Consider the following 21711-nt stretch of genomic DNA (forward strand, 5'->3'; position numbering starts at 1 on the left):
GTTGTCGTGTCGCCGTGTGCCGCAACCTGCCGGTCCGCTCGCCATCAGCGCGCGGCCATCGCCCTCACGGCGCCGACGGCGAATCGCCGCTGCGCGCGACCCGATACAGTTCGACGCCGTCGACCTGGAAGCCTTGCGTCATCAGCAGCAGGACGCCGGTGGTCGAACGCTTCGTCGTGAAGCCGTTGCCGGTGACGGACGTGACCTGATACGGCGTACCGATCGGCATCCTGACGAGCTGGCCGCCCGGCACCTCGAGCACGCACGCGTCGGCAGGCGGTTTCTCCGGACCGTCCATATCGAGTTCGGCCTCGTGCGCCGGAGCCGTATCGACGCTCCAGCGGCCACCCTCACGCGCACGCAGCACGATGTCGCTCCCCACCTTCTCGACGCGCAGGGTCGCAGGCTTGCCGGCGGCCGGCGCGTAATCGCCGAGCAGCCCATCGCAGGCACTGCCGGCTCGCGCGGACAGCGAAACGAACAACATCAGACAGAAAACGGGAATGCGCACGGCGGAGCCTCTCAGGTTCGAATTGCTGTTGGAATGCCGGCGCGGGCGCGCACGGCAGCGGCATCGCAACCGGATGCCGCCGGACGCCAATATAGCGAACGCAAGCGGCGGATGCCAGCCTGAAAGGGAGCCTGCTGCGGCCACGCGGTGCGCAGCGACGACGCTACGGATGCGGGACATCGGGCCCGACCGACTCATGCGCTCCCTGGCCCGCCTGAACGAAGCGGGCTTGGCACGCATCACCGCCCGCTTCGTCGTCGTCCATCGACGCCGAACGCCGCATGACGTCGGGCACAACCGAAATCGCGAACCCGCTGCCCCGCTATGCCGGGTTGCGCGATGCCGGCGGCCCGCTCAGCCCGCCGCGAGCGTTGCAGCCAGCGCATCGAACGCCGGCGCCCATGCGGCACGCCACGCAGCCTTCGTTGCATCGTCGACCCACGCGCCGTCGATCCCGTTCAGCATGAACTGCTTCAAGTCGGCCACGGTGAAGCCGAAATGACTGAACATCAGTTCCCACGCCTCGCTCGGATTGACCTTGTGCAACGTCGGATCGTCCGTGTTCGGATGAATCTTCAACCCGAGGCGCGGCATCTTGCGCATCGGATGCAGTTCGGCCCATTGCTCCGGCGGCAACGTGCGCAGATAGTACGAATTCGTCGGCACGACGGTAAACACGATCCCGCGCTCCGCGTAGCGCGCGCACAGCTCAGGGTTGTCGACGATCGTATAACCATGATCGACACGGTCGACCTGCAGCAGATCGACGGCCGTCTCGACGTTACGCCACGGCATCCCGAACTCGCCCGCATGCGCGGTCGTGCGAAAACCGGCCGCGCGTGCATGGCGGTACGCCTTCCAGAACAGCTCGGGCGGCCGGTCGTTCTCGCGATAGTCGATGCCGAGCCCCGCGACTTCGTCCGCGCGATTCACCTTCATCCACTCGACGATCGCAACCGCTTCGTCCGGGTCCTGCTCGCGATCGATGCTCGGGATCAGGCGCGCGCCGATCCGAAAATCGCGCGCGGCATCGCGGATCGCGGTCACGATCGCGGCCTGTGCGTCCGCATACGCGATGCCCGACACGCGCACCGTTCCCGTCGGATTCCAGAAGAACTCCGCGTGCCGCACGTTGTGCGCGGCCGCGTCTTCCAGATATTCGTATGCGATTCGCCGCAGATCGTCGGGTTGCGTCAGCAGATACCGGTCGAGCGCGCGCAGCACGTGCAGCACGCCGACCGGCTTCTCGCCGCGCGCATAGAACGCATCGATCTGCGCACGCTCGATGGGCGCGCCGCTGCGTTCGGCCAGCGCGACGAACGTGTCGTGCCGCACCGCGCCGAGCAGGTGGCAATGCAGCTCGACCTTCGGCAGCGCGTGGAAGAAGGCCCGATGGGCCGGCGTGATATCGATGCCCGTGCGTGCGGCCGGGACGTTGCCTGGTGTTCCCTTCATGTCAGTCTCTTTTGCGGTAGTGCGATGCGTCGCGCAAGCCGTCTCTCAGTGCGGCTTCACGACGGTCCAGAAGTAATAGCCGAGCGGAATCGCGAGCACGACGAGCCCCCACGACACGTCGCGCCAGCGGCCGGCCAGCAGCTTGACGAGCACGTAGCACAGCAGCCCGCCGGCAATGCCGGTGCCGAAGCTGTTCGACATCAGCGTGAGCAGCACCATCGACATCACGGGCAGCGCATCGGTGAAGTCGTCGAAATGCGTATGGCGGATCGTCGCGAACATCGACAGCCCGATCAGGATCAGCGCCGGCGCGGTCGCCTCCTTCGGGATCGCAAGCGCGACCGGCACGAACAGCAACATCGCGGCGAACAGCACGGCCGCGGCCAGCGACGACAGCCCGCTGCGGCCGCCGGCTTCCACGCCTGCAGCCGATTCGATCAGCGCGGTCAGCGCCGGAATGCCGAACACGGGCCCGAGCGTCGCGGCGAGCGAATCGACGAGAAACGGCCGATTGATGTTCGGCAGGTTGCCCTGTTCGTCGAGCAGGTTCGCCTTCGCGCCGACCGCCAGCGCGGTGCCGAGCGTCGAGAAGAATTCCGCCGCGAAGAACGCGAACAGGTACGGCGCGGCGGCCACGCTCAACGCACTGCCGATATCGAGCTTGAACGCGATTGGCGCGATGCTGTGCGGCAGCGACACGAACGACGCCGGCAGGTGCGTGACGCCGAGCGGTACGCCGGCCGCGGCCGCGACGAGGATCGCGATCAGGATCGCGCCGGGCACCTTGCGCGCCTGCAGCACGATCGCCACCGCGAGGCCGATCAGCGCGACGAGTGCGCCCGGCCGCGAGAAGTCGCCGAGCGCGAACGCGTTGGTCTTCGCGTTCGCGACGACCATCCCCGCATTGCGCAGCCCGAGCATCGTGACGAACAGTCCGATCGACGCGCCGAGGCCGAGCTTGATCTGCACCGGAATCAGCCGCACCACGACGCCGCGCGCGCCGAGGATCGTCAGCAGGAAGAACAGCGCGCCCGACACGCACGCGATGCCGAGGCCCGTCTGCCAGCCGACGTGCTCGGTCGTCGCGAGCGTCACGCCGATGATCACCGAGCCGCCGATGCCGGGGCCGACGAGGAACGGCAGGTTCGCGTACAGCCCCATCAGCGTGGTGAACAGCACGAACACGACGATCGTCGCGGTCGTCGCCGCGCCGCGCTCCATCCCGCCCGTCGCAAGCAGCGACGGAATCACGACGAGCAGGTACGCGGCCGCGAGGAACGACGTGACGCCCGCGATCGTCTCGGTGCGCACGCTCGTGCCGCGCGCGGCGAGCGCGAAGCGGCGTTCGATCCAGTTGGCCGGCGCGCGCGCCGGCATCGTGTCAGTCGCTGACATGGTGGTTCTCCCGTGATTCCGAATATTGTCCCGTGTCGGTTCGTGCAGCGCGGCCTTATACTGCCGCGTACCGCATCCCGACCGTTATTGCCCGATGTCCGACCGCTCGTCGCTGCTCCCCGCGCTCACGCTGCGGCAGGTCCAGCACTTCGTCGTCCTTGCACATGCACGCAGCTTCACTCGAGCCGCGCAGGCGCTGTCGCTCACGCAGCCGGCGCTCACCGCGTCGATCCGCCAGATCGAGTTCCTGCTCGGCGGCCGCCTGTTCGCACGCACCGCGCACCGGCTCACGCTGACCACGGCCGGCGAAGCCGTGCTGCCGCTCGCCGAACGCCTGCTCAACCAGGCGCGCGGCACCTTCGACGACATGACGCGGCTCATCGGCGAACGCATCCAGACCGTGCGCATCGCGTTCATTCCGTCGGTCGCGGGCCGCCTGCTGCCCGCGCTCAATGCATTGCGCGGCACGCACCCGACGCTGCGCTTCACGCTCACCGATTTGCCGAACAGCGCGCTCGTCGAAGCGGTGCGCGACGGCGTCGCGGATCTCGGCATCGGCGTGCGTGAACCGGACGGCGACGACGGCACGTTGCGCTACCGGCAGCTGTTCGAGGACGAGATCGTGATCGTCGTGCGGCACGACGATCCGCTCGCCCGCGCGAAGAGCGTCACGTGGGCGAAGCTCGTCGATCGCGAGCTCGCGGTGTTCGTGCGCGGCAGCGTCAGCGAATCGCTGCATCGCACCGGCGGCGCCGGGAAGCTGCGCCTGAACGTCGCGTACCGGATGGAATACACCGAGCCGCTCTACGCGCTCGCGCGCAACGGCCTCGCCATCGCCGTGCTGCCGAGCCTCTACACGTTGCATCTGCACGATCCCGAACTCGTCGCACTACGCGTCGACAAACCGCGTGTCACGCGTGCGATCTCGCTGATCTCGCTCGCCGCCGACGATCGCGGCCCGCATGTACGCACGTGCCGCGAGTGGATTGCGAAGCACATCTGATGCCGCGTTCGCCGCGCGTGCCGCTCGCGTTCAGGGCAGCTTCGCGATGCGCTCGACGAGCGTCGCATAGAAGCGGTCCGCGTCGACCTCGTTGATCCACGTCGCGTTCGCCGCACGGCCGCTGCGCCCGTTCCAGTCGACGATCGTCTCGCCGAGCGTCCACTGCCCGGTCGTTTCGACCACCACGTTCGCCTTGCGTCCGCCGAACAGCGTCGGATCGACGAGATAGCCGACGGCCGTCGGGTCGTACATCGGCGCGTCGTCGATCCCGCGCCGCTTCTTGTTGTACGCGAGCTCCGCCTCCATGATGTCCGCGACGATCGCGCCGCAGCGGTTGCCGAGCGCGCGCAACGGCGCGACGCGCGCCGGCGTGATCGGCGCCTTCACCGCGACGTCGCGCGGCAGCACGACGATCGGCACGCCGCTGCCGAACACGACGTCGGCCGCCTGCGGATCGACGTAGATGTTGAACTCGGCGGCCGGCGTGATGTTGCCGCGCTCGAAGAACGCGCCGCCCATCAGCACGATGTCGCGCAGCGCGGCGCGAATCTGCGGCGCCTCGACCAGCGCCGTCGCGATGTTCGTCAGCGGGCCGAGCGCGCACAGCGTCACGCTGTTCGGCGCCGCATGGCTCAGCGTATCGACGAGGTACGACACCGCGTGACCGGCGGCGAGCGGCGCGCGCGGCGCGTGCAGTTCGACGCCTTCGAGCCCCGTCTTGCCGTGCACGTTCGCGGCCGTCACGAGTTCGCGCACGAGCGGGCGCGGGCAGCCCGCGTACACCGGCAGCGTCGTCGTGCGGCCGGCCCAGTCGCGGACGATCCGCGCATTGCGTTCGGTCAGGTCGAGCGGCACATTGCCCGCCACGGCCGTCAGCGCGCGCACGTCGAGCCGATCCTGCGCGCCGAGCGCGAACAGGATCGCGATGGCGTCGTCCTGCCCCGGATCGGTATCGATGATCACCGTGCGGCGCGCGGCGGCGTCGCCGGCCGCGAATGCGCCCGTTTCGGGCAACAGCGCGGTGCCGGCCAGCGCGGCGGACAGTTTCAGGAAGGTGCGGCGGGATGGGATCGGATGGCTCATGGTCGGGTACTCAGAAGACGTGCCGGACGCCGAGCGTCGCCATCATCTGGCGCGTGCCGGTCGAACGCGCATACGCGAAGATCTGCGCATGATCGGCGTCGCCGGCCGCCTGCTGCGCGATCACCGTCAGCGCGACGTCGGTGCGTTTGGACAGGAAGTAATCGGCCTGCAGGTTCACCTGATGCCATTTCGGACGCTTGTCGATCACGTCATACTTGCCGTTCGTGAACGCATATGCAGCGCCCAGAAAGAGCTGCGGCGTCATCGTGTAGACGACGTTCACGCCGAGGTTCTGCAGGTGCAGGTGCGAATTGTCGAGGTAATCGTAGCGCACGTCGGTGAACATCGCGGCGAACTGCGCGCAGCCGATCGTGTAGAAGCCGCCCGTGCCCGCGATCCGCTGCCGGCTCGCATACGCGGCGGGCGTCATCGCGCTCTTGCTGAAGATCAGCAGCGGAGACGCGTAGTCGTTCGCGATCGCGCCGTCCTGGTTCGTCGCGCTGTAAGGATGGTTGTACTGCGCATAGACCGCGCTCCAGCGCAGCGGGCCACGCTCATAGCCCAGCCCGAAGCTGTACGCGCTGTTGTTCGCGAAACCGGTCGCATTGCTGAAGCCGTACAGCGCGGTGAACTTCAGCCCGTAGTAGACGGGGCTCACGTACTTGACCGAGTGCTGCACGCGAATGTCGTTGTAGCCGTTGTCGTTGTCGCCGATGTTCACGCCGTTGCTCGCGATGATCACGGGCCCGATGTAGTCGTGGATCGCGTCGTACTGGCGACCGAAGGTCAGCGAGCCGTAAGTGCGGTCGGCCAGGCCGACGTACGCCATGCGCCCGAACTCGCGGCCGTTCTGCGCGGCCGTGCCCGTCATCACGTTGAAGCCGTTCTCGAGCTGGAAGACCGCGGACAGCCCTTGCCCGAGATCCTCCTTGCCCTTCAGCCCCCAGCGCGGGTTCTGGTTCGTGCCGGACAGCGCCTGCCACGCGTTCTTGCCGCCCTGGTTCGTCGCGAACCCGACACCGGCCGAGATGAGACCGTACAGCGTGATGCTGCTTTGCGCACAGGCATGGGTCGCGAAGGCGCCGAGCATCGCGAGCGGAGCAAGCTTGTAAAGAGTTTTCATGCGGGTCGTGTGGTCGGTGGTGGTCCAGGCGCGGCAGGGTTCCGCGAAACTGGCCTCGACTATACGAACCCGGATCGGATAATAAAAGTTTGCTTTCTTTATATCTCGATAAAACGGATTTATTCTCATCCTCGCGCGCCCGCGTTCGGCGCGCCGGCGCTCAGTCTGCCGTGTCGCCGCCCTTCGGCAGCTTCGACCATGCGCCGCGCCCCGGCATCGGCGACCACGCCGGGCGAGTCTTGCGGGCGCTGTCGATCACGACCAGATAGCGGCCCGCGATCGGCGTGATGTCGCGATCGCGACGCAGCACCCACAGCGACTTGCCGGCCTCGACACGCGCCTGGTAATCGTCGTCGAGCAGGCCGTGCCGGTCGAGGAACGTGTTCAGCGACGCGGGAATCCGCACGCAACCCTTCGAGTGCCGGATGCCGAGCAGCGCCTCGAGCCGGTCGGGATCGGTCGCGTGCATCTGGAAGCGCATCGGCGACACGCCGCCCTTGCCCCAGCCGCGCTCGCCGTCCACCCAGCCGAAGTCGTAGATGCGCATGTCGCGTCGGCCGTAGCCGCGAATGCCGTTCTCGTTCGTCGTCCCTTCCGCGCGGAAATCCATCGTGTCCGGCGAGTGATGGAACACGCCGAGCGGCGTCAGGAAATGGTCGTACTGGCCCGGCAAGCCGGTGCCGACCGGCGATGCGCCGATCATCAGCCATGCATTGGCCGGCGTCGCGCGGAAATAGATGAACAGCGCCTGCACGTTCGGCGCGCGGTCGACCATCGCGACGTATTCGCCGGCGAGATCGCCGAGATCCGCATCGGCGAGCGCTTTCTGGAGCCGCTCGCCATACGCGCGCTGCTCGCTCGCCGGCACGTTCAGGCGTCGCGTGACTTCCTGCGTGAAACGCTTGCGCATGTCGAGCGCGCGCGTCGTCGCGTTCTGCGCGTCCTCGGCCGACAGCGGCGGATGCCGGCGCGGCGGAGTGGGTGGTGGCGGCTCGGCCTCGCTGGCAGGCGTGCCGGAGGCAGCCGATGCAGGCGCGGTGGCCGACGCGGCGGAAGCGGCCGACGCCCCCGATCCCGCGCTCGCGGGTTCTGCATGATTCACGTGATTCGCTTGTGACGCGGCGGATGTCGGCGCGGCGGCCGATGCGCCCGACGCCGCATGCGCGGACGAAGCGGGATGCGTGGGAGAGGCCGCCGATGCAGGCGACGCACCGGATGACGATTGCACGGCCGACGACGGCGCGTCGGGCGCGGCAAAGGCAGGCCGTTCGGGGAGAACGGAAATCGACACCGTCGCAGCGAGCCACACATATGCGGCGACTGCGCGGTGACGGCAACGCGGCTTTGCAAATTGCCGCGCCAGGTGGGCAAGAATCATACGTTCGAAGCCATCGGCCGATCCGGCCGCCGCAGCGTGCTGTTGCGAGCGGCGCATCTTCCGCGCAAGCCATCGACACGTCCGGCGCATCGCGTGCGCCCGGCGCCGACGCCTCTTCGCGGCGGAGCCGTTCGCTGATCCAACGCGGGCGCTCCGATGGCGGCTAATGAGTCGTCAGGCCCCTCATTTTACTCGTCCATACGCGAATCGGCTGCGATGCAAATCGCGATTTCACGGTGTCATTGCGCTTCGTCACGCTTTGTTTCAACTCGTTGCCGCTCGTGTCGTCGGTGCGTGGCAGGCTCGTGTGTTGACGTTTCGCCCGCGGTCGAACGCGTGCGCGCTCGAGCCGGTTCGATCGCACTTCCCTGTTGATTCGCACAACAAAGCAACTGGGAGACCGGACGGCCCGAACCGGAAACGTTGGACCGCATCGCACGCATGCCGCAACGAATCGTACGGCACGCGTGCGCACCTGCCCGCTACTTCGAGATGGTTTCGAGCGCGATGCCCTTCGTGCGCGGCCCCATCCATCCGATTGCCGCCATCACGATCACCATCGCGCCCGCGATGAACGCGAACACGCCGAACGTGCCGAAACCGCGCAGTACGGCCGCGATCACGAACGACGAGAAGATCGCCGAGAAGCGGCTCCACGAATAGACGAAGCCGACGGCCCGCGCGCGAATCGACGTCGGGAACAATTCGGCCTGGTACGCGTGGAAGCTGTACGACATGATGTTGCTCGCCAGCGTGAGACCGATGCCGAGCACGATCAGGAAGGCGCCCACCGTCGTCTGGCTGAACAGCAGCCCGCAGACGACGATCGCCGCCGCCATCGCGACGATCACCGACTTGCGCTCGAAGCGATCGGCGATCACGAGGCCGATCAGCGGGCCGATCGGCGCCGCGAGCGCGATCACGCTCGAATACATCAGGCTCGACGTGATCGTGATGCCCTGCTTGATCAGCAGCGTCGGCACCCAGTTCGCGAAACCGTAGAAGCCGACCGTCTGGAACACGTTGAAGATCGTCATCATGATCGTGCGGCTGCGATACGGCGGCACCCACATGTCGCGGAAGCTGCCGCGCGGCGGCACGGGTTCGGCCGGTGCCGGCGGCGGCAGCGGCCGCCCGTATTCGGCTTCGACCTTCGCCTCGAGCGCGCGCATGATGCGGTCGGCTTCGTCGACCCGGCCCTGCTGCGCGAGCCAGCGCGGGCTTTCCGGCAGTTCGCGGCGAATCCACCACACGAACAGCGCGCCATGCGCGCCGATCAGCACGACCCATCGCCAGCCGTCGAGGCCGAGCGGCGCGTGCGGCACAAGCAGGTAAGCGAGGAACGCGACCACCGGCACCGCGACGAACCCCACCGCCTGCTCGCACGCGAACGCGCGACCGCGAATCTGCTTCGGCACGAGCTCGGAGATGTACGTGCCGATCGTCACCATCTCGACGCCGAGGCCGAGACCGACGACGAAGCGCCAGAAGTTCAGCCCCGCCGCGGTGTCCTGGAACGCCATCACGATGTTCGCGGCCGTGTACCACAGCAGCGACCACGTGAAGATCGCGCGGCGGCCGAAGCGGTCGGCGAGAAAGCCGCACGCGATCGTGCCGATGAAGAGCCCGGAGAACAGCGCGGCGATGAAGCTCGCGACGCCGGTGGTGCCGAACAGGCCGTGCGTGGTCGCGGAAAGGATGCCGCTTTTCACGAGGCCCGGCGCGATGTAGCCGCTGTACAGCAGGTCGTAGAGTTCGAAGAAGAAGCCGAGGCTCAGCAGCACGACGAGCTTCCAGACGCTGCGCGTCGGCGGCAGGCGATCGAGGCGGGCCGAGATGGAGCCGGGGTCGATGGAGGGGGATTGGGCAGGTGCCTGGGAAAGGCTGTCCGTTGAGGCCATCTTGGGCGCGTCTCCTGATCGTGTCGTATCGTGTCGTGCGTCGCCGTCCGGCGGACTGCCGAACCGCCGCCGGGCGAATCGCTGCATTGTACCGGCACGCCCGCTCGACGCATGGGCAAGCCAGCAGGCCGGACGCCTTCCAGGCACCGCGGCCATTCGATGCCCGGTTCCCCCGTCGAATAATGTGTAACTTCCGTAACCGCGTGTCGGGGACGAAAGGCGCGTCCGCGTGGCGTTCCGGTGCCATCGGCCGCGCGCGCAGGCCGCGCGGGCCGGTAATAATGGGGCTGCCGCGCCGTGTCGCGCGGGCGCGCGCCGCTGAAATCGCCGCGGACGACAAGACGCAATCGGTACAACCACGCGTTCCGCGCCCCGGTAACATGCTAGCGGGCCAACTACCGGCTTCCGGCTGCCTTTCGGCAACCGGCATTGTCGGCAAATCGTAAGCATTCCATGTCCATACAACGACTATCCACGTACGCCCGCCGGATCGCGCTGATCGCGCTGCTGCAGTTCGCGGCCATCGCGACCGCGTCGGCATTCCCGGCCGCCGCTTCCGCTCCCGTCGCGAGCGGCGTCGGCGCATCCGCGCCGGCCATCTCGCTGCCCGACGCCGTCGCCCAGCTCAAACAGATGCAGGCGGAGCTGGACCGCATCAAGCAGCAGACCTCGACCACGTCCAACAGCAAGGAGCTGGACGCGCTCGACGATTCGGCGCAGGAACTGAGCACCGATGTCGCGAAACTGCAGAGCGATCTCACGCCGCAACGCGCGCAGGTCCAGGCGCAACTCGACGTGCTCGGCCCGCCGCCGGCCGAGGGCGCCGCGCCGGAAACGCCAGCCGTCGCGAAGCAGCGGGCCGCGCTCGACGCGCGCAAGACGCAGATCGACGCCGCGCTGAAGCAGGCCGCCGACCAGAAGGCGAGCCTCGCGAACCTGACCGAGCAGTTCGCGAAGCTGCACCGCAGCCTGCTGAAGAACCAGCTCGCGTTCCGTTCGAGCAGCATCTTCAGCGCGCAGTTCTGGCTGCCGCTGTTCCACCTGTCGCCGGACGATCGCCAGCGGCTCGATGATTTCAACGGCGAACTGTTCGACATGCTGCATTCGTCGTGGGTCCCCGGGCAACGGGCGATCACCACGCTGCTGCTGATCGCTGCATTCGCCGCATGGCTCGGCGGCCGCCGGCTCATCGAGCGCGGGCTCGCGTGGATCGCGCTGACCCGCCTGCCGCCCACCCGCTTGCGCCGCAGTGCGCTCGCGCTGTCGACCGTGCTGTCGACCTTCCTCGCGACGGCCATCGCGATTCAGATTTTCTACCTCGCCGTCGCGCGCCACTACGAACTCACGCCGTCGCTGACCGATCTGTGGGACCAGTTCGCGAAACTCGCCGCAACCTGCGCGTTGATCGCCGGGCTCGGCCGCGCCCTGCTCTGCACGAAGCATCCGTCGTGGCGACTGCCTGCGCTCGCCGACCCGGTCGCGCTCGCGATGAAGCCGTTCCCCAGCATCCTGGCCGCGCTGCTGCTGGTGTCGGGCACGCTCGAATCGATCAACCGGATCGTCGATACCAGCCTGTCGGTCACGCTGCTCGGCCGCGGCATCGTATCGCTCGTCGTCGCGCTGACGGTCGGCGCATCGCTGTTGCGCGCGAACCGCGCGCGCAGCGCACTCGCGGCGGCAGGCGAAGCACCCGAGCAACGCTCGACGCTCGCCGGCCTGATCCATGCCGGCGTCACGCTCGCGATCGTCGCTTCGTTGATCGCACTCCTGATCGGTTACATCACGGTCGCGCGCTTCATCACGTACGAGCTCGTGTGGTTCGAGATCGTGCTGTGCGCGACCTACATCCTGATTCAGTTGACGCGCGACGCGAGCGAAAGCCTGTTCTCGTCGAGCCTGTCGTCGGGCCAGCAGATCAAGCATCTGTTCGCGCTCGAAGACCGCCACCTCGACCAGGCGCGTACGGTCCTGTCCGGCTTCGGCACGAGCCTGCTGATGCTGATCGCGGCGATCGCGCTGCTGACCGGCGGCTTCGGTACCACGCCGAGCGACCTGCTCGACAGCGCGGTCGCGATGATCGGCAGCCAGCGGCTGCAGAGCCTGAACATCATGCCCGACCGGATCATGAACGCCGTGATCGGCTTCGCGATCGGCTTGTACCTGCTGCGCTCGCTGCGCCGCTGGCTCGACGGCGAGTTCATGCCCGCGCTCGGCATGGATACGGGCATGCGCGTGTCGCTGATCACGCTGTTCACCAACGTCGGCTACGTGCTGCTCGTGCTGATGACGCTCGGGCTGCTCGGCGTCAAGTGGAACAATCTCGCGTGGATCGTCAGCGCGTTGTCGGTGGGTATCGGCTTCGGCCTGCAGGAAATCGTGAAGAACTTCGTGTCGGGGCTGATCCTGCTGACCGAGCGCCCGGTGAAGGTAGGCGACATGGTCAGCATCGCGGGCGTCGAAGGCGATATTCGCCGCATCAACGTGCGTGCGACCGAGATCCAGCTGAGCGACCGCTCGACCGTGATCGTGCCGAACTCGCAACTGATCTCGCAGAACGTGCGCAACGTGACGATGGGCAACAGCACGCAGGGCGTCGCGACGCTGGTGCTGACGTTCCCGCTGAACACCGATCCCGAGCAGGTGCGCGACCTGCTGCTCGATGCGTATCGCGAGCACCAGGCGATTCTCGAGAAGCCGGCGCCGTCGGTGACGTTCAGCCAGCTCACGCCGGACGGGATCACGCTGAGCGTGACGGGTTACGTGTCGAGCCCGCGGATCGCGAGTTCGACGAAAAGCGATCTGCTGTTCGAGATCCTCAAGCAGTTGCGGGCGGCGGGGATTACGTTGTCGAGCCCGCAGATGCTGGTCGTGCAGAACATGCCGGCGGCCGATGGTTCCACGCGGCACGAATCGTAAGTGAGCCATCGAGCGGGTACGCTCGCGATCGATCGGCGCGCCGCGCGCCACGCAGTAAACGAAATGGGCCGGTTACCGCTTCCACGGCAACCGGCCCATTTCATTCGACCGTCGGAACGCCCAAGCCGGGCGCCCGCACTTATACGTCGAACTTCACCCCCTGCGCCAACGGCAACTGCCGGCTGTAATTGATCGTATTCGTCGCGCGACGCATATAAGCCTTCCACGCATCCGAACCCGACTCGCGCCCGCCGCCCGTTTCCTTCTCGCCGCCGAACGCGCCGCCGATCTCCGCACCGCTCGTGCCGATGTTCACGTTGACGATCCCGCAATCGCTGCCGGCCGCCGACATGAACTGCTCGGCCTCGCGCATGTCGTTCGTGAAGATCGCCGACGACAGCCCCTGCGGTACCGCGTTATGCACGGCAATCGCGTCATCGAAATCGTCGTAGACCATCACGTACAGAATCGGCGCGAACGTCTCGCGCTCGACCACCGCCGATTGCTTCGGCATCCGCACGATGGCCGGACGCACGTAGTACGCATCCGCGTGACCGACGTCCACGCGCTCGCCGCCCTTCACTTCGCCGCCCTGCTCGCGCGCATCGGCCAGCGCCTTCTGCATCGCGTCGAACGACGCGCGATCGACCAGCGGGCCGACCAGCGTGCCTTCCTCGAGCGGATTGCCGACCTTCACCGACGCATACGCCTTCTCGATGCGCGGCAGCAGTTGCTCGACGAGGCTGCGATGCACGATCAGCCGGCGCAGCGTCGTGCAGCGCTGGCCGGCCGTGCCGACCGCCGCGAACGTGACCGCGCGCACGACGAGGTCGAGATCCGCGCTCGGCGCGACGATCATCCCGTTGTTGCCGCCGAGCTCAAGGATGCCGCGTGCGAGACGCTGGCTCAGCACCTTCGCGACTTCCTGGCCCATCCGCACGCTGCCCGTCGCGCTGACGACCGGCACCTTCTTCGACGCCGTCAGTACCTCGCCGACATCGCGCATGCCCAGCACCAGTTGGCTCAGCTCCGCCGGCGCGACGCCCGGATGCGTCTTCTCGAACTCGCGCAGCGCCTTCTGAAGCAGCACGTGGCAAGCGATCGCGGTGAGCGGCGTCTTCTCGGACGGCTTCCACACGACCGAATCGCCGCACACGAACGCGAGCGCCGCATTCCACGCCCACACCGCGACCGGGAAGTTGAACGCCGAGATCACGCCGCACACGCCGATCGGGTGCCACGTTTCCATCATCCGGTGGCCCGGACGCTCGGACGCGATCGTGAGGCCGTAAAGCTGGCGCGACAGGCCGACCGCGAAATCGCAGATGTCGATCATTTCCTGCACTTCACCGAGGCCTTCCGACGTGATCTTGCCGGCTTCGAGCGTGACGAGGCGACCGAGCTCGGCCTTGTGCTCGCGCAGCACGTTGCCGAACACGCGCACGAGTTCGCCGCGCACCGGTGCCGGCACCGTGCGCCACTTGAGGAATGCGTCGTGCGCGGCGTCGATCTTGCGCTCGGCGTCGGCGGGCGTGTCGACGGCCAGCGTCGCAAGCGTCGCGCCGTCGAGCGGCGAACGCGCGGTCAGCGCGTTGCCTTTCCACTGGGCGAGATCGATGTCGAGCGCGGCAAGAATGTCGTTGAATTGCATCACTTCCTCTTCAGGGACAGATTGATCGGTGCGGCGGCAGCGCCGCCCGCGTGATTCGATTGGAGCGCGTTCGAGCGCCTTGTGCAAGCGGATGCGCCGCGCGGCGGGCCCGGTGCGCCATCCGGCGCGTCGTGCTGCGCCGTCGCCGGAAAGCCAGGCCGGACGGCGCGCCCCAGCCTCGCGAGGCACGATCCATGAAACACATTGTCGATGGCCACAAGTCGGGCCGCTATTGATATTAACTCACGACTTCATTCCAAAAATGCAAGAAGTAAGCCGGCTCGCCAGGCCTGTTTCGGTACCGATATGGGACATTTGCCAAGCCCGCAACCGGGCGCTCGGATGCGTCGCGGCACGACACAAGTTGATGATCATCTCGCATCACCCTGTTCGGAAATATCGTTTGCCGCCGATGCACCGGGCACACACAATCGGTGCGACGTCGAGGTGCAACGCACCCGGCGCGCCGCCGGCCGCCACCACGGCAGCCGGACGACCGACGAAGGCGACACGCACCACGGCCCGGCTCAGCGGGCCCGTCTCGCACCGCATCACCGCTACCCGGCCGCGGCCGGCCACGCGTCGCGCTTCGTCACCGAAAAACAATCCCGGAGACAGCGCCCAGCGCCCGCCATGCATTCAGATGCCCGCCCCGATTCGTCCCGTCCGTCCGGCTCGCCGCCCGCGAAGCCGTCCCTCCACCGCGCGTTGCAGGCCCGCCATCTACGGATGATCGCGATCGGCGGCTCGATCGGCACGGGGCTGTTCGTCGCATCCGGCGCGTCGATCTCGCAGGCCGGCCCCGGCGGCGCGATGCTCGCGTACATGGTGATCGGCCTGATGGTCTATTTCCTGATGACGAGCCTCGGCGAGATGGCCGCGTTCATGCCGGTGTCGGGCTCGTTCGCGACCTACGGCGCGAAGTTCGTCGACGAAGGCTTCGGCTTCGCGCTCGGCTGGAACTACTGGTACAGCTGGGCCGTGACGCTGGCGGTGGAGCTCGTCGCCGCGCAGCTCGTGATGAACTACTGGTTCCCGCACGTGCCGGGCGTCTGGTGGAGCGCGCTGTTCCTCACGCTGATCTTCGCGCTCAACGCGCTGTCGGTGCGCGGCTTCGGCGAAGCCGAATACTGGTTCGCGTTGGTCAAGGTGCTGACGGTGCTCGCGTTCGTCGGCGTCGGTCTGCTGATGATCTTCGGGATCATGCAGGGCGGCCCGAGCGCCGGCTGGGGCAACTTCACGATCGGCGACGCGCCGTTCGTCGGCGGCTGGGCGACGATGCTCGGCGTCGCGATGATCGCGGGTTTCTCGTTCCAGGGCACCGAAATGATCGGCGTCGCGGCCGGCGAATCGGAAAACCCGCGCACGACGATTCCGCGCGCGGTGCGCCAGATCTTCTGGCGCATCCTGCTGTTCTACGTGTTCGCGATCTTCGTGATCGGCGTGCTGATTCCGTACACCGATCCGAGCCTGCTGAAGAGCGACGTGACCGACATCGGCGTGAGCCCGTTCACGCTGGTGTTCCGCCACGCGGGCCTCGCGTTCGCGGCCGGCGTGATGAACGCGGTGATCCTGACGGCCGTGCTGTCGGCCGGCAACTCGGGCATGTATGCGTCGACACGAATGCTCTACAACCTCGCGGTCGAAGGCCGCGCGCCGAAGCTGTTTGCGAAGCTGTCGCCCGGCGGCGTGCCGCGCAACGCGCTGTATGCGACCACCGCCGTCGGCGCGCTGTGCTTCCTCACGTCGCTGTACGGCGACAAGACCGTCTACCTGTGGCTGCTGAACACGTCCGGCATGGCCGGCTTCATCACGTGGCTCGGCATCGCGGTCAGCCACTACCGGTTCCGCAAGGGCTTCCTGAAGCAGGGCTACCGGCTCGACCAGTTGCCGTATCGGTCGAAGTGGTTCCCGTTCGGACCGCTGTTCGCGTTCGCCCTGTGCGCGGTCGTCGCGCTCGGCCAGGACTACCACGCGTTCCTCGCCGACAAGATCGACTGGACGGGCGTCGCCGCGACCTACATCGGCCTGCCGTTCTTCCTCGCGATCTGGCTCGGCTACGCGCTGGTGCGCAAATGCCGGCTGGTACGCTACGAGGACATGGAAATCGCGCCGTGGATCGACCGCAACGCGACGCCCGACGCCACCGAAAAGGCCGATGCCGGCTACCCGGCCTACGTCGCCCGGCCGGTCAACCCGACGCCGGGCGCCTGACGCCCGGCAACGCGCCGGCGACCGCCCGACCGCGGCGGCCGCTGCGCTGAAAACCCCATTCGACGCGGCGCGCGCGTTCAGGCAAGATCCACGCGCGCCGTCCGTTTTTCCGCCGTCACGAATCACCGAAAACGCATGCAGAACTTCTACGAAGCCACCGTTACCCGCCAGCCCTACCCGCAATTGACCGGCCCGATCGATACGCAGGTCTGCATCGTCGGCGGCGGCCTCGCCGGCCTGTGCACGGCGCTCGGCCTCATCGAGCGCGGCGTGCGCGACGTCGTCGTGCTCGACAGCGAGCGGGTCGGCTTCGGCGCGTCGGGCCGCAACGGCGGCTTCGTGTTCGGCGGCTACAGCCTCGACAACGCCGACCTGCTGCGCACGCTCGGCCGCGACGAAGGGCGCCGTCTGTACCGGCTCACCGTCGACGCGGTCGACCTGATCCGCGCGCGCATCGCGCGCTACGGGATCGACTGCGACATCGTCGACGAGGGCGTGATGCTCGCGAACTGGTTCGACGATCCGTCGCGGCTCGACGGTGTGCGCACGCTGATGAAAAACGAACTCGGCGTCGAGTGGGAACCCGTCCCGACCGGCGCGCTGCGCGAGCGGCTGAAGACCCGGCGCTATTACGGCGGCCTGTTCGAGCCGAACGCGTTCCACTTCCACCCGCTCAAGTACGTGCTCGGCGTCGCGGCGGCCGCCTCGCGCGGCGGTGCGCGCGTGTACGAGCGTTCGGCCGCGCTGGGCATCGCGCGCGACGGCGCCGGGTACGTCGTGCGCACGGCGCAGGGCACGGTGCGCGCCAAGGACGTCGTGTTCGCCGGCGGCGGCTACGCGCGCGGCGTGTCGCCGCGCATCGAGCGCGCGGTGCTGCCGATCGCGACCTACGTGATCGCGACCGAACCGCTCGGCACGCGCCTGCCCGACGCGATCGACGCGCCGTACGCGATCTACGACACGCGTTTCGCGTTCGACTACTACCGTCCGCTGAAGGACACGCGGATCCTGTGGGGCGGCCGGATCTCCGTGCTCGACCGCGGCCCCGACGCGATCGCGCGCCTGCTGCGGCGCGACCTGCTGCGCGTGTATCCGCAACTGGACGGCGTGAAGGTCGACTATGCGTGGGGCGGGCTGATGAGCTACGCGCGGCACAAGATGCCGCAGATCGGCCGCGACGCGGACGGCGTGTGGCACGCGATCGCTTTCGGCGGCCACGGGATGGCGCCGACCACGGTGGCCGGCGAGGCGCTCGCCGCCGCGCTGGCCGAAGGCCGGCCGGTGCCGGACGGCTTCGCCGCGTTCGGGCTCACGCGCACGTTCGGCCTGGCCGGCCTCGCCGCCGCGCAACTCACGTATACGGCGTACCAGGCCCGCGATGCGCTCGCCTCCTGCCGCCGCTGAGCGCCCGCGACGGCCTTGCCGATTAGAGCGGAAGGTCGGCCGGGCGGCCATTTCCCACATGCTAGAATGCCTTTTCCAAGCCGCCGCGAACCACAACAAAGTCACATGAAAGCAGGAAGCAAGGCCGCCACGTCCGACACCCGCGCGCTTGCGTCCGATGCGCGGCGTAAATACGATCCCGAGCAAACCAAGCGCAACATCCTCGATGTCGCCACGCAGGAATTCTCCGCGATGGGCCTCGCCGGTGCGCGCGTCGACGCGATCGCGGAGCGCACCAACACGACGAAGCGGATGCTCTACTACTACTTCGAAAGCAAGGAAGGCCTGTACGAGGCCGTGCTGGAGAAGGTGTACGGCGACATCCGCGCACTCGAGCAGGAACTGCACGTCGGCGACATGGAGCCGCGCGAAGGCATGCGCCGTCTCGTCGAGTTCACGTTCGACTATCACGACAAGCATCGCGATTTCGTCCGTCTCGTGTCGATCGAGAACATCCACGGCGCGAAATATGTCGAACAGCTCAAGTCGTTCAAGAACCGCAACGTCAGCATCATCAAGACGCTCGAGGAACTGCTCGAGCGCGGCGCGGCCAGCGGCGCGTTCCGCAAGGACATCGACGCGTTCGACCTGCACCTGCTGATCAGCTCGTTCTGCTTCCATCGCGTGTCGAACCGCTACACGTTCGGCGCCGCGTTCGGCCGCGATCCGTCGGCGCCGCGCCTGCGCGCGCGGCATCGCGACACGATCGCCGACGCGGTGCTCCGCTACGTCGCCGCGTAAGCGCCGCCGGCAGCCGGCCGGGGCGCGCCCCGGCCGCGGCCCTTGGCCCTGCAACATTTCAGCGCATCAGTCCGTCGGCGCGGTCGACGCCAGCGCGATCCGCGCCTTCTGTTCGGGGCTGCCCGCCACGTAATACTTCTTCGCCCAGCTCGAATCGGGCGCGAGCGCGAGCCGCACATGCGCGCCCGTGCCGCGCTGCTTCGCATCGATCGCCAATGCGCGTGCGCGGTAGTGCTCGTAAAGCCGCAGGAATTCCGCGAGATAGATCGCCGCGATCCGCTTGTCGCGGATCTCGAGCAGGTTCTCGTCGTTGTACTGCTCGGAGTTGCGGCTCATGTTCGCCGAGCCGGTATAGACGACCGGATTCGCGCCTTCCGCATCGATCACGATGAACTTGTGATGGATCACGACAGGCGGAAAGGCCGGCGCCGGCTCGCCCGGGAAGAGCCGCAGCTCCGGCTCGAAGCCTTGCGGCACCGTGGCCGGCGAAAAATACGACGCGTCGATCACGTCATGGTTGTCGCGGCTGCGGTGGTACAGCTCGAGGTTGGCGAGCGTCGCCGCATCGAGCGACTGGCCGCCCTGCTGCGCGGCATCGGCCTTCGCCGCGCTGCCCGCGTTGATCCGGTTCACGAGGCCGAACATCATCAACCCGCGGTCGCCGGCCGCGAAACACGCATCGCGCAGCGCCGCGTCGGTCGGCATGAACAGGCAGAACGACACCGAATGCTTCGCGGCCGCGATCGCGGCGACGATCGTATCGATCTCGGTACGCTGCCCAGACGGCTCCGGCGAGTACGCGACGCGTACCTGCGCGCTGCCGATCGTCATCGGCGCCGACCAGCCCGGCGACAGCCGGGCGGTTTCCGCAATCGACGGATTCCCGGCCAGCGCGTGGGCGCGCTCGTTGTACAGCGCGGCGAGCGCGGGCGAATCGAACGCGTGCAGCACGTTGGCCTGCTCGGTCAGCCCCTCGGTCGTGAAGTTCGCGGAACCGGTCAGCACGCGCGCGGGCGCCGCGCTGGACGGCGCATCGGTCACGATGAACTTGTCGTGCATGATGTGCGTCCGGTCGCGCGGCGCGAGCGTCGCAAGGCCCTGCAGCGCGTCGACGGCCGGCTGGTTCGGCGACGGCAGCGGCGGCTTGCCCTTGCGCGCCGTCGTATGCGCGTCGTAGACGATCGCGAGCGACGCTTCGCCGTGCCGGCGGCCGAACGCCTCGAACGCGGGCAGCGCCCACAGCGTGTCGGTCAGGTGATAGACGGCCGATACCGCGCGCGACGCAGGATCGAGCATCTCCGCGAACACCTGCTCCATGTCGTTCGCGAGCCACGTGCGCAGCTTCAGCGCCTGCGCGGCGCTCGGCGCCTCGTTCGGCGCGAGGCCCAGCGCCGCGACCTGCTTCGCGAACGCCTGCGAGCTGACCACCGCGCGGTTGAACCACGTACCGATGCCGTCCTCGATGTGCGCGGGCAGCACGACGTCGCACACGCCGGCTTGCGCGTCGAGCACCTGCAGGTTCGCCGGCGTGCCGACGACCGGATAGACGTCGTAGCGGAACGACGCACCGCGGTCCTGCGGATCGATGCGCGCGTCCCACCACATGAATTTCTGAATCGGCGCCTGATCGGTCGGCGCATCGCCCTGCGTGTCGGCGGCCGGGCCGTCGAACGTCAGGCGATTGGGCAGCCAGCTGTCCGGCGCACGCGTCTTGCCGTCGGCCGACCAGAAGCCGGGCGTGCGCCGGATCGCGAAGCCGAGGAAATCGGACCGCGACGCCGCATCGGGCCAGTCGAAAGCCAGCAGGACCAGGGTGGGGGAAAGATAGCTGCGCACGCTGACGGTCATTCGTTGCTCCCTGGCCCGGCGGCCGGTCGAGATGAATGGGTCAGTCTTGACGACGGTTCTTCCCGGACGATGACCGTTCGATGAACCTTGTATGTCGGACGCGCGTCAGTCGCACACGAGCAGCTCGATCCCGCGCGCCGTCAGCGCGCGCCGCACGGCCTTGTCGGGCGCGCGCTCGGTCACCAGATAGCGGGCGGCGGCCGCGCCGTTGATCCGCACCGGCGTCACGCGGCCGAATTTCGAATGGTCGGCGACGATGATCGCCGTGCCCGCCGCCGCGATCATCCGGCTGCGCACTTCGGCCGCGAGCCGGGAGTAGTCGGTGCACTCGCCGTCGGGCGTGATGCCGCCGGCGCCGACGAACGCGAAATCGACGTGGTATTGCGCGAGCTGGTGAATCGTGTCGAGACCGAACGTGGCATCCTCGTCGTCGGACAGCTCGCCGCCGAGCAGCGTCACGCGGTTGCCGTTGCGCCGCGCGAGCACGAACGCGGTGCGCCAGTCGTTCGTGTAGATCGACAGCCGGTGCCGGTCGGCGAGCGCCAGCGCGACCGCATGCGGCGTGCTGCCCGAATCGATCAGCACCGAGGCATCGTCGGGCACGAATTCGGCCGCGCGCCGCCCGATCGTGCGCTTCGCGTCGGCGTTCGCGGCTTCGCGCTCGGACAGGCTCGGCTCGCGGCGATCCGCGGCCAGCGCGCCGCCATGCGTCATCACGAGCAGGCCGCGTGCGGCCAGCGCGTTCAGGTCGCGCCGCACGGTTTCGCGCGAGACGTCGAGCGAGCGCACGAGTTCCGCGACCGACAACGCGCCCGACCGTCCGAGCTCCGACAGAATGTATTGATGACGTTGTTCCGCCAGCATCGCGTGTACGCCCGAGGCGACTGGTAATGGGTAAGCCGGCCATTGTATTACGGACGTTTGACGACCATTTGACCGCGCCGGGAAACGTGGCCGGGCGGCGGCCCGGCGCGTTTCCCGAAAGCGAAATTCTGTATTGCCGGGCGCGCGCGAATCCGCGCGGCGCCGGTTGCTACACTTTGCGCTTC

15 protein-coding genes are annotated in these 21711 nt (G+C 67.9%); 5 read left to right on the plus strand and 10 right to left on the minus strand.

The window, feature by feature from the left end:
- Nucleotides 1-64: 64 nt before the first annotated feature.
- The 3 genes from WS54_RS11095 to WS54_RS11105 form a co-directional block, all read right to left on the minus strand.
- Nucleotides 65-691 carry a hypothetical protein gene (locus tag WS54_RS11095; RefSeq protein ID WP_236872717.1) on the minus strand — a complete coding sequence of 209 codons (627 nt, stop codon included), beginning with the start codon at nucleotides 689-691 and terminating at the stop codon, nucleotides 65-67.
- 174 nt (nucleotides 692-865) lie between these two features.
- Nucleotides 866-1966, minus strand: a complete 1101-nt coding sequence (add, locus tag WS54_RS11100) for an adenosine deaminase (protein ID WP_059782821.1) — start codon at nucleotides 1964-1966, stop codon at nucleotides 866-868.
- A gap of 45 nt (nucleotides 1967-2011) precedes the next feature.
- Nucleotides 2012-3361, minus strand: coding sequence for an NCS2 family permease (locus tag WS54_RS11105; protein WP_059782819.1), 1350 nt, complete (start codon nucleotides 3359-3361; stop codon nucleotides 2012-2014).
- Between the two features lie 94 nt (nucleotides 3362-3455).
- On the opposite strand from WS54_RS11105, the gene WS54_RS11110 reads away from it, so the two are divergent.
- The gene (locus WS54_RS11110) at nucleotides 3456-4364 is read left to right on the plus strand and encodes a LysR family transcriptional regulator (protein ID WP_059782817.1); all 909 of its coding nucleotides are present in this window, start codon (nucleotides 3456-3458) and stop codon (nucleotides 4362-4364) included.
- Nucleotides 4365-4394: 30 nt separating this feature from the next.
- Here WS54_RS11110 and WS54_RS11115 read toward each other — a convergent pair whose 3' ends face one another.
- From WS54_RS11115 to WS54_RS11135, 4 genes are all read right to left on the minus strand, one after another.
- Complete coding sequence (locus WS54_RS11115) at nucleotides 4395-5447, minus strand: nucleoside hydrolase (RefSeq protein WP_059782815.1); 1053 nt, start codon at nucleotides 5445-5447, stop codon at nucleotides 4395-4397.
- 10 nt (nucleotides 5448-5457) lie between these two features.
- A complete protein-coding gene (locus WS54_RS11120; RefSeq protein ID WP_059782814.1) occupies nucleotides 5458-6570 on the minus strand; it encodes a porin in 1113 nt (370 codons plus the stop codon).
- 160 nt (nucleotides 6571-6730) lie between these two features.
- Complete coding sequence (locus WS54_RS11125) at nucleotides 6731-8038, minus strand: hypothetical protein (protein WP_082725119.1); 1308 nt, start codon at nucleotides 8036-8038, stop codon at nucleotides 6731-6733.
- Nucleotides 8039-8430: 392 nt separating this feature from the next.
- Nucleotides 8431-9849 (minus strand): MFS transporter, encoded by a 1419-nt coding sequence (locus WS54_RS11135; RefSeq protein ID WP_034204126.1) that lies wholly within the window; start codon nucleotides 9847-9849, stop codon nucleotides 8431-8433.
- A 453-nt stretch (nucleotides 9850-10302) separates the two neighbouring features.
- On the opposite strand from WS54_RS11135, the gene WS54_RS11140 reads away from it, so the two are divergent.
- A complete protein-coding gene (locus tag WS54_RS11140) occupies nucleotides 10303-12765 on the plus strand; it encodes a DUF3772 domain-containing protein (RefSeq protein WP_059782811.1) in 2463 nt (820 codons plus the stop codon).
- 139 nt (nucleotides 12766-12904) lie between these two features.
- On the opposite strand, the gene amaB is transcribed toward WS54_RS11140, so the two are convergent.
- Nucleotides 12905-14416: an L-piperidine-6-carboxylate dehydrogenase gene (amaB, locus tag WS54_RS11145; RefSeq protein WP_059782809.1), complete on the minus strand. Its 1512-nt coding sequence runs from the start codon at nucleotides 14414-14416 to the stop codon at nucleotides 12905-12907.
- A 633-nt stretch (nucleotides 14417-15049) separates the two neighbouring features.
- On the opposite strand from amaB, the gene WS54_RS11150 reads away from it, so the two are divergent.
- The 3 genes from WS54_RS11150 to WS54_RS11160 all read left to right on the plus strand — a co-directional run bounded on the left by WS54_RS11150 (nucleotide 15050) and on the right by WS54_RS11160 (nucleotide 18814).
- Nucleotides 15050-16630, plus strand: a complete 1581-nt coding sequence (locus tag WS54_RS11150) for an amino acid permease (protein ID WP_034204123.1) — start codon at nucleotides 15050-15052, stop codon at nucleotides 16628-16630.
- Nucleotides 16631-16765: 135 nt separating this feature from the next.
- A complete protein-coding gene (locus WS54_RS11155; RefSeq protein WP_059782807.1) occupies nucleotides 16766-18034 on the plus strand; it encodes an NAD(P)/FAD-dependent oxidoreductase in 1269 nt (422 codons plus the stop codon).
- A 105-nt stretch (nucleotides 18035-18139) separates the two neighbouring features.
- A complete protein-coding gene (locus WS54_RS11160) occupies nucleotides 18140-18814 on the plus strand; it encodes a TetR family transcriptional regulator (protein WP_034204121.1) in 675 nt (224 codons plus the stop codon).
- Between the two features lie 66 nt (nucleotides 18815-18880).
- Here the strand turns inward: WS54_RS11160 and WS54_RS11165 are convergent, their stop codons facing one another.
- Nucleotides 18881-20662: a phospholipase D-like domain-containing protein gene (locus tag WS54_RS11165; RefSeq protein WP_059782805.1), complete on the minus strand. Its 1782-nt coding sequence runs from the start codon at nucleotides 20660-20662 to the stop codon at nucleotides 18881-18883.
- Nucleotides 20663-20767: 105 nt separating this feature from the next.
- Entirely contained in the window at nucleotides 20768-21526 is a 759-nt protein-coding gene (locus WS54_RS11170) for a DeoR/GlpR family DNA-binding transcription regulator (protein WP_006491117.1), read from the minus strand.
- Nucleotides 21527-21711 lie beyond the last annotated feature (185 nt).

Origin of the sequence: Burkholderia sp. NRF60-BP8, from assembly GCF_001522585.2 — a bacterium.
Lineage (GTDB): Bacteria > Pseudomonadota > Gammaproteobacteria > Burkholderiales > Burkholderiaceae > Burkholderia.